This window comes from Chitinophaga sp. LS1, from assembly GCF_034274695.1.
Taxonomy (GTDB): domain Bacteria; phylum Bacteroidota; class Bacteroidia; order Chitinophagales; family Chitinophagaceae; genus Chitinophaga.
This window is the reverse complement of record NZ_CP128362.1, coordinates 402,693-419,247: the sequence shown is the minus strand read 5'-3', so window position 1 is coordinate 419,247 and position 16,555 is coordinate 402,693. Positions and strand designations below refer to the sequence as shown.

Sequence of the window (16,555 nt, the reverse complement as noted above, 5' to 3'; positions counted from 1 at the left end):
AAAGGCTTATGACTAGAACATTCTACGGCATGCTGATGGTGCTCACGCTCTCAACGACCACAGCATGGGCACAACAGCAGATCCCTTCTCCGAAAGAACATTTTGGATTCAATATCGGAGATGATTACCAACTGGCCAACTACACACAAACGGAAGCTTATTTCAAAAAACTATCAGCCAGCAACAGAACGAAACTGGTAGACATTGGTCTCACAGAAGAGGGCCGGCACCAGTACATGCTCATTGTCTCTGCACCTGAAAACATCCAGCAACTGGAAAAGTACAAAACTATTTCCCAGCAACTGGCACATGCCGAAGGTCTTACCGATGATCAGGCACACGCACTGGCTGCAACAGGTAAAGCGGTGGTATGGATTGATGGTGGTTTACATGCTACGGAAGTAGTCGGTTCTCATCAGCTCATAGAAAGTATGTACCAGTTAGTGTCGCGTACAGATGAGGAAACAATGAACATCCTGCAAAATGTGATCATCCTCTTTACGCACGCCAACCCTGATGGACAGGAGCTGGTAGCCAACTGGTATATGCGAACGGAAGATCCAAAGAAGCGGGCCATGAACATTCCAAGGTTGTATGAGAAGTATGTAGGCCATGATAACAACCGTGACTTTTATATGATGAATATGAAAGAGAGCCAGAACATCAGCAGACAACTGTTCGTAGAATGGATACCGCAGATCATGTACAACCATCACCAGCGTGGACCTGCAGGTTCTGTACTGGCAGGACCTCCGTATCGTGATCCTTTCAATTATGTATTTGATCCGCTCATAGTAACTAGTATAGATGCAGTGGGTGCGGCTATGAATAACCGTTTGAATGTAGAGAATAAACCGGGGTATACACAACGGGGAGGATCTCAGTTTTCCACATGGTGGAATGGTGGGTTGCGTACAGCACCCTACTTTCATAACATGGTGGGTTTGCTGACGGAGATCATTGGGGGGCCTACACCTGAGACTGTGCCATTGGCGCCGGACAGGTTGATTCCAAATGGTGCGACACCTAATCCGGTGGTGCCACAGGAATGGCATTTCCGTCAGTCAATAGATTATTCCGTTTCGCTGAACTATGCGGTATTGGATTATGCTGCGAAATATAGGAGTACGTTGTTGTACAACATCTATCATATGGGTAAGAATGCGATTGACAGAGGGAACGAAGATCACTGGACGTTCTATCCACGCCTGGTAGATAGTATTAAGTTGGCGGCATCTAAAAAAGATACCACTAAAAAAGATACCGCTAAAAAAGAAGAAGGTGGTGGAGATCTTTCACTTGGAAAAGAAGATACTATAAAGAATAACTTCTTTGATGCTTATTTTAAAAATCCCATATACAGGGATGCGAGGGCTTATATCATTCCTGCAGATCAGGAAGATTTTCCAACAGCGGTGAAGTTCATCAATGCACTGAGTCGGGCAGGTGTGACTATTCACAAAGCAACTGCTGATTTTACTATAGCAGGTAAGCAATATCCTGCGGGTTCTTATGTAGTAAAAGCAGCACAGGCATTTCGTCCGCATGTATTAGACATGTTTGAACCACAGGATCACCCGAATGATTTTCAGTATCCGGGAGGTCCTCCTATCAGACCTTATGATGCAGCGGGTTGGACACTGGCTTTCCAGATGGGGGTGAAATTCGATCGGGTACTGGATGCAATAAATGTGCCATTGGCACAATTGCCTTATGGACAGATAGAATCACCGGCATCAAAGACATTACCTGTTGGGAAAAAAGGATATTACCTGAGCCCGTCCGGCAATAATGTATTCATTGCCGTGAATGATCTGCTGAATGCAGGTGTAAAAGTATCCCGTATATCTTCAGGTATGTTCTATGTACCTGTTTCTTCAAAAGCAACAGAGATATTAACAAAAGCGACTACCGAACTGGGTATAACCGTCACTGCTGCTGATGTGGCGCCTACGGGATTAAAGGCTGTAGCGCCTGCACGGATTGCCATCTGGAATACTTATGGTGGTTCTATTCCTGCCGGTTGGATGCAATGGCTGATGGAGCAATATCATTATAAGTGTACCATGATTTATTCACAGGAAATTGACAAAGGGGACCTGCGTAAGAAATATGATATCATCTTATTTGCCACTGGGGCTATTCCTGATACAGGCAAACCAAAGAGAGATAGTTACTGGTTTGGCAAGTTGCCTAAGGCAGAAGAGTTGTCTGCTGAATTCAAACCATGGTTAGGTCGTATCACTGCAGATACTTCTGTTCCTCAGTTGAAGAAATTCCTGGAAGCGGGTGGTAATATTGTTACGATTGGCACCAGCACGAATCTGGCCTATCATTTAAAACTGCCTGTGAAAAATGCACTCATCGATCCTAAAACGAATAAGACATTAACTGGTAGTAAACTATATATACCGGGTAGCTTATTGATTGCAGATGTAGATACTACGGCTGCCGAAAATGCCGGTATGCATGCAAAGACAGATGTGTATTTTGATCGTAGTCCTGTGTTCAACATCAGTGGTGATGTAAAGAAGCTGATGTGGTATTCTACTGCCACTCCTTTACACAGTGGATGGGCATGGGGACAGAGTTACCTGAAAGACGGTGTGGCTGCATTCGTAGCACCTGTAGGCAGTGGTAAATTGTATGCCTTTGGTCCTGAGATCACATTCCGTGGACAATCACATAGCACCTTTAAGTTACTATTCAACCAATTGTATAAATAATGAAGAAAGTAATATTGTCCCTGCTTTGTTGTGCACCTGCCTTTGTCTATGCACAGAAAGCAAATAAAGATAAAACGGCGATCATTGCAGCATTGGATGCGCAGGCACCTGCGTATACAACCATAGAGCAAAAGATCTGGGGATTTGCAGAAGTAGGTTACCAGGAAGTGAAAAGTTCTGCATTGCTGCAAGAGAAACTGACACAGGAAGGGTTTACAGTGAAAGCAGGTATTGCAGGTATTCCAACTGCCTTCATCGCTACTTATGGAAGTGGTGAACCTGTGATTGGTATTCTTGCAGAGTTTGATGCACTGCCTGGATTATCGCAGGAAGCCAACCCTGAAAAGAAGGCGATTGTACCGGAGGGTGCAGGGCATGGTTGTGGACATAACCTGTTTGGTACCGCATCCGTAGCTGCTGCTGTTGCAGTGAAAGACTGGATGAAAGCAAGTGGTGGCAAAGGTACCTTAAGAGTGTATGGTTGCCCGGCAGAAGAAGGTGGTTCAGGTAAAGTGTATATGGTAAGAGCTGGTTTATTCAATGATGTAAGTGCTGTGTTGCACTGGCATCCGGGCAATGATAACTCTGCGGGTTTAGCTCCGTGGTTAGCCAATAAAAATGCAAAGTTTAGATTTTATGGAATCGCTTCTCACGCTGCAGGTGCGCCTGAAAAAGGAAGGTCTGCACTGGATGGGGTAGAGGCGATGGATTATATGGTGAATATGATGCGTGAGCATGTCCAACAGGATACCCGTATTCACTATGTGATCACCAAAGGTGGTGATGCGCCGAATGTAGTGCCTGCTTTTGCAGAAGTATACTACTACGTACGTCATCCGGATATGCAGGTTGTAAAAGATACCTGGGATAGATTGGTGAAATGTGCAGAAGGTGCGGCAATGGGAACGGGTACTACCATGAAATATGAAATCATCGGTGGTGTGTATAACATGATGCCGAATGAAACACTGTCTCACATGATGGATAAGAACCTGCATCTGGTGGGTGGATTTAAATATACGGCTGAAGAAAAGGAATTTGGCAAGAAGATTCAATCTTCATTTATCGATCAGAAGAACATTCCTGATATGGATAGTGCTTCTATGAAAGTACAGCCATTCACGATTGTAAAAGAGGGCGGTATCGGTTCTTCTGACGTTGCAGATGTAAGCTGGGTGACACCTACAGCAGGTATGAGCGCGGCTACTTTTGTAGCGGGTTCCGGTGGGCATAGCTGGCAGAACGTGGCCGCTGCTGGTTCCAGCATTGGTGCGAAAGGAATGATGGTAGCTGCCAAGACGATAGCACTCACTGCCTATGACCTGTTCAATGATCCTACGGCAGTTACATCTGCACAGGCTGAACTGAAAGAGCGAAGAGGAAAAGATTTCAAGTACGAAGCCATGCTGGGCGATAGAGCCCCGGCACTGGATTACAGGAAGAAATAAAATAGTTGTATGAAACAGTTATTGTCCGTCATCATATTATTTTGCGCCACTACTTTGTATGGGCAAACCGTACCTTCTCCCAAAGAACATTTTGGTTTTAATATGGGAGATGATTACAAGCTGGCAAATTATACACAGACAGCTGCGTATTTTCAGAAGCTAGCTGCCAGTCCACGTGTAAAACTGGTGGATATTGGATTGACTGAAGAAGGCAGGCATCAGTATATGCTCGTTATTTCTTCACCTGAAAATATCCAGCAATTAGAAAAGTATAAAAAGATTTCACAGCAACTGGCACGTGCAGAAGGTATCAGTGAAATACAGGCAAGAGCGATGGCTGCTACAGGTAAAGCTGTAGTGTGGATAGATGGAGGATTGCATGCAACAGAGGTGGTGGGTTCACATCAGTTGATCGAAACGGCGTATCAACTCATCAGCAGAAATGATGATGAAACAAAACGCATTTTGGATAATGTGATAGTATTGATGACGCACGCCAACCCTGATGGACAGGAGCTGGTGGCTAACTGGTACATGCGTAATACAGATACGCTGAAGCGTACTACAGACCAGGTGCCTGTGTTGTATCAAAAGTATATTGGTCACGATAATAACCGTGACTTCTATATGATGAACATGAGCGAGAGTGTAAATATGGGTAAGCAGCTGTTCTTAGAATGGATGCCCCAGATCATGTATAATCATCACCAACGCGGTCCGGAAGGCTCTGTATTAGCAGGGCCTCCATACCGCGATCCGTTCAATTATGTATTCGATCCTTTGATGATTACGGGTATCGATGCATTGGGTGCGGCTATGTACAATCGCCTGAATGCGGAAGATAAACCGGGGTATACCAGATTGAATGGTTCCGGTTTTTCCACCTGGTATAATGGTGGATTACGTACTACGACACAGTTTCACAATATGATCGGGTTGCTTACTGAGATCATTGGGAACCCAACACCTGAAAAAGTACCTGTAGTACCACAGCGTTTAATTCCGAATGGTGCTACACCAAATCCGGTATTGCCACAGGATGTATGGCACTTCCGGCAGTCAATCGATTATTCCGTATCGCTGAACTATTCTGTGCTGGATTATGCTGCCAGACAGCGTGATGAAGTGTTGTACAACATTTATAAGATGGGGAAGAATGCGATAGATCGTGGTAACAGGGATAACTGGACATTATCTCCAAAAGGTGCGAATGCTATTACTGCTGCTTATAAAAAAGATAAGAATGATACGACTAAAGATGATGGTAGTGATCCTTATGGCTGGATGAAGCGTGGAAATAATATTCCGATGTCATACTATGATGCGGTGTATAAGAATCCTGCTACACGTGATCCAAGAGGGTATATCATATCAGCGGATCAGGCAGATTTTCCTACGGCTGTGAAGTTTATCAATGCACTGATTAAAACTGGTATCAGTGTGCAGAAAGCGACTACTGCCTTTACGATAGAAGGGCAACAATATCCTGCGGGGTCCTTTATTGTTCGTACGAATCAGGCGTTTCGTCCGCATGTACTGGATATGTTTGAACCACAGGATCACCCGAATGATTTTCAGTATCCGGGAGGTCCTCCTATTCATCCTTATGATGCTGCAGGGTGGACGTTGGCTTACCAGATGGGTGTGCAGTTTGACAGGATACTGAATGATTTTAGGGGTCCTTTTGCACAATTGCCTTATGGTGAATTGCAGGAGGTGAAGGCAGGAACATTGCCAGCAGGCAAAGCTGGTTATTTACTTAGTGGTAAACAGAATGATGTATTCACAGTCGTTAACAAATTGCTGAACGAAGGGGTAGATGTGTATAGAACAAAGACGGGCGATTTCTATGTAAGCAATAAGAAAGCAGCAGTAGATATATTAGGTGGTGCATCCATCAATATAAAGCCTTTGAGCAAAAAGCCAGCTGATCTGGCAGCCGTAAAACCTGCACGCGTTGCATTGTGGGATAGTTACGGTGGTTCCATTCCTTCCGGTTGGGTAAGATGGTTATTAGAACAATACCACTTCCCATTCAAAGTGATCTATGCAAAAGACATTGACAAAGGCAATCTGAAGAAAGACTACGATGTCATTGTATTTGTAACAAGAGCCATCCCACCTGTTTCAGGAGAGGAATCAAACCGTTATGGTTTTGCACAAAAAGCGCCTTCACCAAATGAAATCCCTGAGCAATATCGTGGCATGCTCGGTAAGATCACCAAAGACACATCCATCCCTCAGTTAAAGGCCTTCTTAGAAGCAGGTGGTAATATAGTTACTATCGGTACCAGTACGAACCTCGCTTATCATTTAGGCTTACCTGTGAAGAATGCACTGGTAGAAAATGGAAAGCCATTGCCGGGTACGAAGTACTTTATACCTGGTAGTATATTAAAGGCTCAATTTGATAGTACACTAATGGCGGCATATGGTATGCCTGCTACTGGTGACATCAATTTTGATAACAGCCCTGTTTTTAAAATTGATGCAGGTGCAAAAGAAGTAAAACCCATTGCCTGGTTTACTTCGGAAACGCCACTTCATAGTGGATGGGCTTGGGGACAAGCTTACCTAAAAGACGGTGTAGCAGCGTTTTGTGCACCGGTTGGCAAAGGAATGTTTTATGCTTATGGACCGGAAGTCACCTTCAGAGGACAGTCGCACGGCACGTTTAAGTTATTATTCAACACACTATATCAGGAAGGGGGGCAATAAGCCCCCTTTTTTTTGTACCAAAAATTCCACCTATATTTCCGGTACTATTCAACAGCACACATGAAAAAACCTATCCTTCTGCTTTTACTGCTGGTGTACACCGGTAGTATCGCATTGGCACAAAAAGTACCACAACGTGGCTCCGACACGACCTTATTCGGCGACAATAACCAACCAACAAGAAGTGATTACCTGGCCGGGTTTGAAAAAGTTTTTCAGACCATGAATAAAGTACCACTGGTTACGAGTTCCTTTACCCATCTTCCGGACATCCAGTCCCATCTGAAAGATGCCGATTCTGTACTGGAAATACTGAAAGACCGTTTTTCCGGCAATGACAGGAGTCTCAATATCCGAAACCTCCAGATGTACCAGTCCTTATTGGAAGAACTGAACAATACCATGGGAGAATTCGGAAAGACACTAAATGGTTATGACCAGAAACTGGATGAGGTCAAAAAGGAAATCCGGGACCTCCGAAAGGATACCCTGATGCGTGGTTTGTTCAAGGATTCTGTACTCAGAGCCACCTTTACGCCACAACTGCAAACTTTACGTACCAAGTTCAAAAGAGCGGATAGTCTGGTAAAATCTAATACCGCTATCCTCAATGACCTGAAGGCAAGAGTTTCTACCAATGCGATCACCATCGAAGAATTGGGGTATCAGACAGAAGATGCCCTGAAAACAGCCGGTGGCCGTGCATTTACGAAAGAACGTCTCTACCTGTGGGAACCCGTTTCCGAGCTGGGACGAAGACCTCCTACCGGTGGTTTTAAGAAGTCTGTGAATGCAGAGCAAAAGCTGGCAGGTTACTACTTCAAAAATACCCGCAGCAAGCGCTCCCTGTTATGGATAATAGGCATTGTATTCTTTGGCTGGATCAATTTTAACTTCCGGAGTCTGAAGAAATTAAATAAGCTCAGTGCGATCAAGGAGTTTGATTTCAAATATGTCAAGGCGTTACCATGGCTTATGACGTTTGTACTGATCCTGAACCTGGCGCCTTTATTTGATCACAATGCACCGGCTATTTATATAGAGACGACACAGTTTTTCCTGATGGTGTTGTTGACACCTGTCTTCTATAAATTACTACCCCGCCAGATCTTTATGGGTTGGGGTTTATTCATGCTCTTATTCCTCTTCCTGCCTATCATCAGGGTATTAGGATTACCTATGCGCCTTATGCGGTATGCGAATGTGGTGCATGATGTAGTAGCGATTGTAATTGGGGTATTATTTATACAGATCCGCAGTTTCCGCAAAGAATATCGTTTGATGTGGTGGGCGGTGATATTGTATACCTTCCTGAATGTGCTGGCAGTATTAATGAACCTGTTTGGTCGTGTGACGTTGTCCCAGATCTTTAGTTCCACAGCGGTATATGCACTGGCACAGGTAGCGAGTCTCAGCATTTTTGTACAATTAACGATCGAGGCATTTCTCCTGCAAATACAAGGTAGTCGTATCCGTAAGCACTATCCTGAGCACTTCGATGTGGCAGATATCAAGAAATCCCTCTTCCGGTTTATATCTGTGCTGGCGGTGTTGATCTGGGCGATTGTATTCAGCACCAACCTGAATATCTATGATACATTCAACGATGGCCTGAAGACGTTGTTCCAGACTTCTGTTGTCATTGGCAGTAGTTCCTTCACTATTGGCGGGGTGATATTGTTCCTGGGTATTATCTGGGTGGCGAATTTCCTACAGAAGTACATTGCCTATTTCTTTGGGGATATCGGTGACGATGCCGCCTTTGATGATAAGGGGCAGCGTTCCAGATTGCTGGTGACCAGGCTGATCTTGCTGGTGCTTGCTTTCCTGCTGGCTATCAGTGCATCAGGTTTGCCTGTTGATAAGATTACTGTGATCCTGGGTGCTTTGGGTGTGGGTATTGGTCTGGGTTTACAGAGCATCGTCAACAACTTTGTATCCGGTATCATCCTGATCTTTGACCGCCCACTCCGTATTGGTGATATGGTGGAGATTGGTAGTAACAAAGGTCGTGTAAAAGAGATTGGGATCCGCAGTAGTACTCTGCTTACCGAAGATGGGGCAGAGGTGATATTGCCAAACGGGGATGTGCTTTCGAAAGAAATTACCAACTGGACCCTGAGTAATAACAGTGCCCGCATCAATTTCAATTATAAGGTAGCCAGGCTGGAAGATCCTGAAACTGTGAAGCAGGAATTGAAAGAGCTGATCATCGCCAATGAGCAGGTGTTGGGGAGAAGAGAGGTTGAGATTATTATGAACCTGGTCAGTGCGGGTACCATGTCTGTAAGGATTGCTTTCTGGTGCAGAGACATCATGAAAGTCACTGTGATAGAGGCAGAGATCAATAATGCTATATACAATTATTTTGAGCAAAAGGGTATTGTGACCCAATAAAAAAAATGTTAAAAAAGAAAAGCCCGGTACTCCTTATGGAGTCCGGGCTTTTTTTTCATCCTATATTCGTAACGACTTAACCTCTTATGCAAAAAATTACCTTATTACTGTTATTGAGCATTTGGATGGGACAAGCTGCTATGGCACAGGCTAACAAGGATACGGCGGATGCCAGGTATAAAGCAGCCATTGCAATGATGGAGGACGGAAAACCAGCAGCAGCAATACCATTGCTCGAAGAAGCGATTAAACTGAACCCGGATGAATGGAGTTATTATTACGAGATTGCGTACTCGAAATACATGCAACAGGATTATAAAGCTGCGATCGATATTACCAAAAAGCTGACAAAGCGGAAGGATATCAACAGCAGGGTATACCAGTTGCTAGGCAATGCCTATGACCTGACCGGCAAGCGGGATAAGGCCCTGGATGCTTATGAGAAAGGGTTAAAGGCATTTCCGGATGCAGGTAATCTGTACCTGGAACGGGGTGTGATGGAGATCGGTATCAAGGATTATAATAAAGCTTTAAGTTATTTTGAAAAGGGGATCGAGGTAGATCCTATGTTTCCTTCCAATTATTACTGGGCGTCCAAAATCTTTCTGAGCACACAGGAAGAGGTATGGGGGATGATATATGGAGAGATCTTTTTGAACCTGGAACGAGGTTCCAGGCGGACGGACGAGATTAGTAAGCAGTTGTACCTGACGTATAAAGGGGAAATTCAGTTTAAAGACGATACATTGGTGACGGTGAGCTTTTGCAAGCAGAATGTGATGGCAATTTCTCCGGATGGCAAGTACAACCTGCCTTTTGGGGTGATGGTGTATGAACCTGTATTGCTGCTGTCCGTGGCAGGGGAGAAGATTATTAATTTACCTTCTTTAAACAGGATCAGGACCCGGTTTGTGGAAAACTACCAGAATATGGCACTTGCGAAAAAGACACCGGTCGTTTTGTTTGACTATGAGCAGCAAGTAAAAGATGCGGGTTTCATGGAGGAATATAATTACTGGATCCTTGCGGAAGGAGATGATAAGCAGTTTGAAGAATGGAGAGGGGAACATAAGAAGGAATGGGAGGATTTTATCGGATGGTTTAAGAAGAATCCTTTGAAGATTACACAGGAGAACAAGTTTTATAGAGCGAAGTACTAACTTTAGTGCATGACTGAACTGGAAAAATTAGAAACGGCGGTAAGGAGCTTTTGCGGTATTGACGAGCAGAGTTTTGCTTTGTCATTGCCGTATTGGGAATTGCGGACGTACCAGAAGGGGGAGTATTATAATGAGTACAGGAATGTGTGTAAGCATCTGGGTTTCATCGTGGATGGCGTGTTCCGCACCTATTATGTGAATGCGGAGACAGGGGAGGAGAAGAACATGTTGTTTTATACAACGAACCAGATGGTGACAGCTTTTAAGAGCTTTTTGACCCGTCGGCCCTGTAATTTTTATACGGAGAGTATGGTAGAGTCTACCATTTTATATATACATGTCGATCATTTACATGCATTATATAAACAATCTCATGAGTGGGAGCGGTTTGGGAGATATATAGCCGAGGTGGCTTTTAACCTGATGATGGAGCATACAGAGGATTTTCTCTTTAAGAGTCCGGAAGAGCGGTATGTACAGATGGTGGAGCAGCATCCGGATTTGGTGAACCAGGTGCCGTTATATCATATCGCATCCTACCTGGGCATAGCGGGTCCATCATTGAGCAGGATCAGAAAGCGCATGCAGAAAAAAAATTAATATTTTACTTTACCTTTGGAACGCTTTCAAAAGTAGAAAAGAGAACTAGATTGTGGTTAAATTCTTCCGCTCCGGCAACCCTCTAACAGTATTACTACTGTTAATATATACATTGGTAGTAAAGTTCTATTACCTTCTCCATCCGGCTACTTACCTGGCCGACGGCTCTGAAGGGTTATTATATGACCTGCTGGTAAAATGGCTGAAGGCACTCGTAGGTCCCAGTCCGTTCTTTTTTACCTCCCTGGCTATCATGATCCTGTTATTGCAGGCTTTGCTGATCACTAAGATTGTGAATCACCAGCGTCTTTTTGCCAAGCCGAACTATTTACCTGCCATGGCATACATGCTTTTCACCTCCCTGCTGGAAGGCTGGAATGTATTTTCACCTGCTTTGCTCGTGAACCTCATCATGCTGTGGGTATTCTCTTCCATTACATTGCTATATACCCGCACCTCCGCCAGAGATGTGGTATTTAATATAGGGTTTGCACTTGGTATCTGTGGATTATTCTATTTCCCGGCCATTATATTCTGTCTGCTATTGTTAATGAGTTTGTTGATAATGAGACCGTTCCGACTGGCAGAATGGATTATTGCCGTATTGGGACTGGTAGGTCCGCTGTATTTGCTGGGTACTTATCTTTTCCTCACAGACCAATGGGCATTATTCACAAAAATCCCAAGAATTGGTTTTTCCATAGAGCTCATGTTGCACTATAAGGTATGGGGTGCCATTGTAATCAGTGTAGTATTTTTCCTGTTAGGATGGCTGCTGTTGCAGCGAAGCCTGAAGAAGATGCTGATTCAGGGCAGGAAGATATGGGGAGTATTGGTGATATATGTGTTCGTAGCCATGCTGATTCCTTTCTTTAATATACATTTCTCTCCAGCTTACTGGGTACTGGCTATATTGCCATTGTCTATGTTCGTCGCCAATGTATACTGGTCCATCCGGAATAATACCATGGCTAATGTAATCCACCTATTAACGGTGGCTTATGTGATTGTGATGCAGTGGTTTAGTGCGAATCATTAAGGCCCCTCTCAGCGGCTTTTATTTTGAACGGCTATGGAAATGTGCAAACGGCACAGTAATTTTGTGGTTTTTCCGGTACTTTGCGTCCAATGGTCTAGGTCGTAAATATTGGTTAAAATCAATAAGATATATTTAAGATCATAAAATTCAACTATTTAATATGAAATTCGGCGTAGTCACCTTTCCTGGCTCTAATTGCGATCATGATATGATAGACGCCCTGCGTAATGACCTTGGGCAGGAAGTGATAGAGTTATGGCACAAGGATAAAGACCTCAGCATGTTCAATACAGAAGATTGCATTGTACTGCCAGGTGGTTTTTCTTATGGCGATTATCTGCGTTGTGGTGCTATTGCCCGCTTTAGCCCAATGATGCAGAGCGTGATCGAATTTGCAAATAAAGGTGGTCGTGTAATTGGAGTTTGTAATGGTTTCCAGATCCTTGTTGAAGCGGGTCTGTTACCTGGCGCCCTGTTGCGCAATGAGAATCAACAGTTCGTTTGTAAAAATGTGTACCTGAAGAGTGAAAATACTGTTGCTTCCATGACTAAGGATGTAACCGGTCGTCCGCTGATGATTCCGGTAGCACATGGTGAAGGCCGCTATTATGCTGATAAGGCGACGCTGGAAAGTCTGCAGTCGAACAACCAGATCCTGTTCCGCTATTGCGACGAATTTGGTAACGTAGTGGAAGATGCAAATCCAAACGGTGCTACCCTGAACATTGCAGGTATCTGCAACAAGGAGCGGAATGTATTTGGTATGATGCCTCACCCTGAAAGGGCTACCCGCGATGTACTGGGAAATACCGATGGGCAGCTGATATTCCAGAGCCTGATCAACAACAACTGATTTGTTTAGAAGTATAGTATAAAATCAGCCAACCAGTTAAAAAAAACGTATGAAACAATTATTAACAGCGATCTGTCTGTTCGCTTTGCCCCTGCTGGCAAGTGCGCAGATAGAGAATCCGGTGAAGTGGAGCTTTACGTCGAAGAAGATCAACGCTACCACGTATGAATTGCACATGACAGCTACTATAGAAGGTGGCTGGCACCTGTATGCACAGGAAGCGGGAGAAGGTCCGGTACCTACCTCCTTCAAGTTCACCAAAAGCCCACTGGTAGTAAACGAGGGTAAGGTGACTGAAGTTGGTAAGCTGCATAAGGCTTTCGACAAGAACTTTGACTCAGAGCTGAAATACTACGAAAATCAGGTAGACTTCGTACAAAAAGTAACCGTGAAAGGTAAAGCAGCTACCAAGGTAAAAGGATCTGTAGAATTCATGACCTGTGATGATCATGAGTGTCTGCCTCCGAAATCAGTAGACTTTGCTATTTCCGTAGGAGGAAAATAATTAATACAGGAAGCTGTACACCACAGTTTTTCCGTACACGTCAATTGAAACGAGTTCCCTGAGGAACTCGTTTATTGTTTGAAAGGGGAATCAGTCTCTAAATCCTATTATCTATATGAAGCATTTGCTCACATTCATTATACTTATTGCGGCAGCCCTTGGGGTACAGGCGCAGAGTGATTCTGTCGTTCATTGGCAATACACCGCAGAGAAGAAGGGCGCGCAGGATTATGTGTTGCACTTTACAGGGACTATTGAGAAAGGAGTGAAAGTATTTTCCACCACAATGCCTGATGATGCCCTGGTCAATACCCGTGTGGTAGCTGACAGCATAGCCACCATTGGTACTATTACAGAAGAAGGTAGTCTGAAACAGGCGAAAGAGCCACTGCTGGACAATGCGGCCGTAAAATATTTTGAAGATAAAGTGGTTTTGAATGTAGCTGTTCACCTGAATGGCGATGTGAAATCACTGGAAGGTGCTGTGAACTATATGTTCCAGAAAGGTGAAGAAATAGGCGGTCCTGAAGAGTTTAAATATAAATTCAAGGCAGATGCTTCGGGTACATTAGTGAGTGTAGCTGCAGGTTTGCAGGAGGGTTCGGCTGATGCGGTCAATTCGCTGAAGCGTAGCAATATCAAATTGGACCAGGCAGTCATTGTAACTGGAGAGCAGGTACATGAAAAGAAAAGCCTGTGGGGTATTTTCTTATTGGGTCTGATCGGTGGTTTTGTAGCGCTGGTGACGCCTTGTGTGTTCCCATTGATACCGCTGACGGTGTCTTTCTTTACCAAGAAGTCGCAGGACAGAAAGAAAGGGGTAGCGAATGCGGTGACTTATGGGTTCTTCATTTTCGCGATTTATGTATTACTGAGCACACCTTTTTATTTCCTGAATAGTATTGCGCCGGAGATCTTTAATAATATCTCTACCAATGTGTGGTTGAACCTTGTGTTCTTTGTGATCTTCATTGTATTTGCTATTTCGTTCTTTGGGGTGTTTGAAATCACTATACCGAGTAGTCTGGCGAGTAAGGTAGATAGCAAATCAGGTGTAGGTGGTCTGGTAGGTATTTTCTTTATGGCGCTTACATTGGCACTGGTATCTTTCTCCTGTACGGGTCCTATCCTGGGTTCATTGCTGGCAGGCGCATTGTCTGCTGATGGTGGTGCAGTACAGCTCACAGCGGGTATGGCGGGATTTGGTTTTGCATTGGCATTGCCATTCGCGTTGTTTGCGTTGTTCCCTAATTTATTGAGTGCATTGCCAAAATCCGGTGGATGGTTGTCTTCTGTGAAGGTGGTACTGGGTTTCATTGAAATAGGTATGGCGATAAAGTTCCTTTCTAATGCTGATCTGGTGGAACACTGGGGCATTGTGAAAAGAGAGATTTTCTTCGCAGTGTGGATCATTTGTGGTATCCTGATTGTGTTGTATTTGTTGGGTAAGATCCGTTTCCCGCATGATTCTCCGATTAAGAAGTTCAGCATTACCCGTTGGGCTTTTATTGTAGTCTTTAGCGTACTGACTATTTATATGTTGCCTGGTTTGAGCAATACAAAGTGGGCTAACCGTAAACTGATCAGTGGTTTTCCGCCACCGTTGAGTTATAGTATTTATAATAATCGTGTGAAAGGGGTGGAAGCGAATGTGGTGAATGATTATGAGAAAGCGTTGGAGCTGGCGAAGGCACAGCATAAGCCGATTCTGATTGACTTTACAGGTTGGGCATGTGTGAATTGCCGGAAGATGGAGGAGAATGTGTGGACGACGAAGGAAGTGAAGCATCTGATAGAAGACGATTATATTCTGGTGTCATTGTATGTAGATGACAGGAAGGTATTGCCGGAAGATCAGCAGTTTTTGTATACGACGACAAATGGGCAGAAGAAAGAGATAAAGACGATAGGAGATAAGTATGCGACGATGCAGACGGAGAATTTTATTAATAATTCACAGCCGTATTATGTGTTGATTAGTCCGGATGAGCAGTTGTTGACTACGCCGGTGGGGTATACACCGGATGTGGATAAGTATGCGGATTGGTTGAAGAAGGGGTTGGAGGCATATCAGAAAGTAAAATAAAAAAAGAGGGGCTGCTTGAGAAAGCGGCCCTTTTTGTTACTGGGTGGCCTGGGGCAGCAAGGAAGACGGTTGGTTTTTAAACTGGCATCGTCGTCGGTTATTATTGCCCTGGGGTGATAATGATGTAATGGGCAAAAGGGAATTCTATTTTGATGGCGGCTTTGATTCGATCAATGGCATCTGTTATTTCATGGGTGTCCAGGTTTTCTTTGAAGCGTACTAATAATAGCATTACCTCTTCAGGAGATTGATAGGTAGAGAAGATCTGCAATACTTTTTCAACAGCTTCGTCATTTTCCACAATGCTACGGATTTTGAATTGTGTAGCAGTGGCAATGCCTTCACCCATTAGCAAGCTACGGCTTTCGCGGGCTAGTAATACTGAAACGACTGTAAGGAGTACACCTACTATTAAAGATGCGACACCATCTAAATATGGATTATTGAGTTTGTGACCCAGGTAAATCATGATTGCTACCACGGCTAATCCTAATACAGCAGCACTGTCTTCGAATAATACGAGAAAACTGGCGGGGTCCTTACTTTGATGCACCGCTGTCCACCACGACTTTTTACCTTTTACTTTCTTGAAATCTACAATCGCCACTACGAGGGAACCGCCATCGAAGAGGAAAGAACAGGCCAGTACAATGTAGTTCCAGAATGGATCCTGTTGGGGGACGGGATGACGCAGGTGACTGATACCCTGAAAGATAGAGATACTGCCGCCGATGGCGAAGATCAGTAAAGAGACGATGAATGACCAGAAATAGAGTTCCTTGCCATAGCCAAAAGGTCGTTTGGCGTCAGCAGATTTCTTGCTGAGGCGGATGCCAAGGAGGAGTAGCAGCTGGTTGGCGGTATCGACTAAGGAGTGCACCCCTTCGGAGAGCATGGCGGTGCTGTGGGTAAAAAAGCCAGAAATGAATTTAATAATGGCAATCAGGAGGTTAGCTGCCAGGGCGATATATACAGTTCTATTTGGGTGCATATTATTATCCTGATAAAAGTATGCCGAAGGTA

Annotated in this window: 11 protein-coding genes; 10 read left to right on the top strand and 1 reads right to left on the bottom strand. The window is 44.2% G+C overall.

Annotated features, from left to right (window positions below; all coding sequences use genetic code 11):
• Positions 1–8 precede the first annotated feature (8 nt).
• The 10 genes from QQL36_RS01770 to QQL36_RS01725 all read left to right on the top strand — a co-directional run bounded on the left by QQL36_RS01770 (position 9) and on the right by QQL36_RS01725 (position 15,532).
• On the top strand, positions 9–2,726 hold the full coding sequence (locus QQL36_RS01770) for a M14 metallopeptidase family protein (RefSeq protein ID WP_321568689.1): 2,718 nt from the start codon (positions 9–11) through the stop codon (positions 2,724–2,726).
• Positions 2,726–4,174: an amidohydrolase gene (locus QQL36_RS01765; protein WP_083720303.1), complete on the top strand. Its 1,449-nt coding sequence runs from the start codon at positions 2,726–2,728 to the stop codon at positions 4,172–4,174. The genes QQL36_RS01770 and QQL36_RS01765 overlap by 1 nt, the downstream gene beginning before the upstream one ends.
• Positions 4,175–4,183: 9 nt before the next feature.
• Positions 4,184–6,892 (top strand): M14 metallopeptidase family protein, encoded by a 2,709-nt coding sequence (locus tag QQL36_RS01760; RefSeq protein WP_321568688.1) that lies wholly within the window; start codon positions 4,184–4,186, stop codon positions 6,890–6,892.
• A gap of 60 nt (positions 6,893–6,952) precedes the next feature.
• Entirely contained in the window at positions 6,953–9,289 is a 2,337-nt protein-coding gene (locus QQL36_RS01755; protein WP_083720305.1) for a mechanosensitive ion channel family protein, read from the top strand.
• A gap of 86 nt (positions 9,290–9,375) precedes the next feature.
• Positions 9,376–10,449 carry a tetratricopeptide repeat protein gene (locus QQL36_RS01750; protein ID WP_083720306.1) on the top strand — a complete coding sequence of 358 codons (1,074 nt, stop codon included), beginning with the start codon at positions 9,376–9,378 and terminating at the stop codon, positions 10,447–10,449.
• 9 nt (positions 10,450–10,458) lie between these two features.
• On the top strand, positions 10,459–11,049 hold the full coding sequence (locus tag QQL36_RS01745; RefSeq protein ID WP_321568687.1) for a Crp/Fnr family transcriptional regulator: 591 nt from the start codon (positions 10,459–10,461) through the stop codon (positions 11,047–11,049).
• A gap of 52 nt (positions 11,050–11,101) precedes the next feature.
• Positions 11,102–12,088 carry a hypothetical protein gene (locus QQL36_RS01740; RefSeq protein WP_143708677.1) on the top strand — a complete coding sequence of 329 codons (987 nt, stop codon included), beginning with the start codon at positions 11,102–11,104 and terminating at the stop codon, positions 12,086–12,088.
• 160 nt (positions 12,089–12,248) lie between these two features.
• Positions 12,249–12,941 (top strand): phosphoribosylformylglycinamidine synthase I, encoded by a 693-nt coding sequence (purQ, locus tag QQL36_RS01735; protein WP_321568686.1) that lies wholly within the window; start codon positions 12,249–12,251, stop codon positions 12,939–12,941.
• A 49-nt stretch (positions 12,942–12,990) separates the two neighbouring features.
• Positions 12,991–13,446 carry a protein-disulfide reductase DsbD domain-containing protein gene (locus QQL36_RS01730; protein ID WP_083720310.1) on the top strand — a complete coding sequence of 152 codons (456 nt, stop codon included), beginning with the start codon at positions 12,991–12,993 and terminating at the stop codon, positions 13,444–13,446.
• Between the two features lie 115 nt (positions 13,447–13,561).
• Entirely contained in the window at positions 13,562–15,532 is a 1,971-nt protein-coding gene (locus QQL36_RS01725; RefSeq protein ID WP_321568685.1) for a protein-disulfide reductase DsbD family protein, read from the top strand.
• A gap of 100 nt (positions 15,533–15,632) precedes the next feature.
• Here QQL36_RS01725 and QQL36_RS01720 read toward each other — a convergent pair whose 3' ends face one another.
• Complete coding sequence (locus QQL36_RS01720; RefSeq protein WP_321568684.1) at positions 15,633–16,523, bottom strand: cation diffusion facilitator family transporter; 891 nt, start codon at positions 16,521–16,523, stop codon at positions 15,633–15,635.
• Between the last annotated feature and the right edge of the window lie 32 nt (positions 16,524–16,555).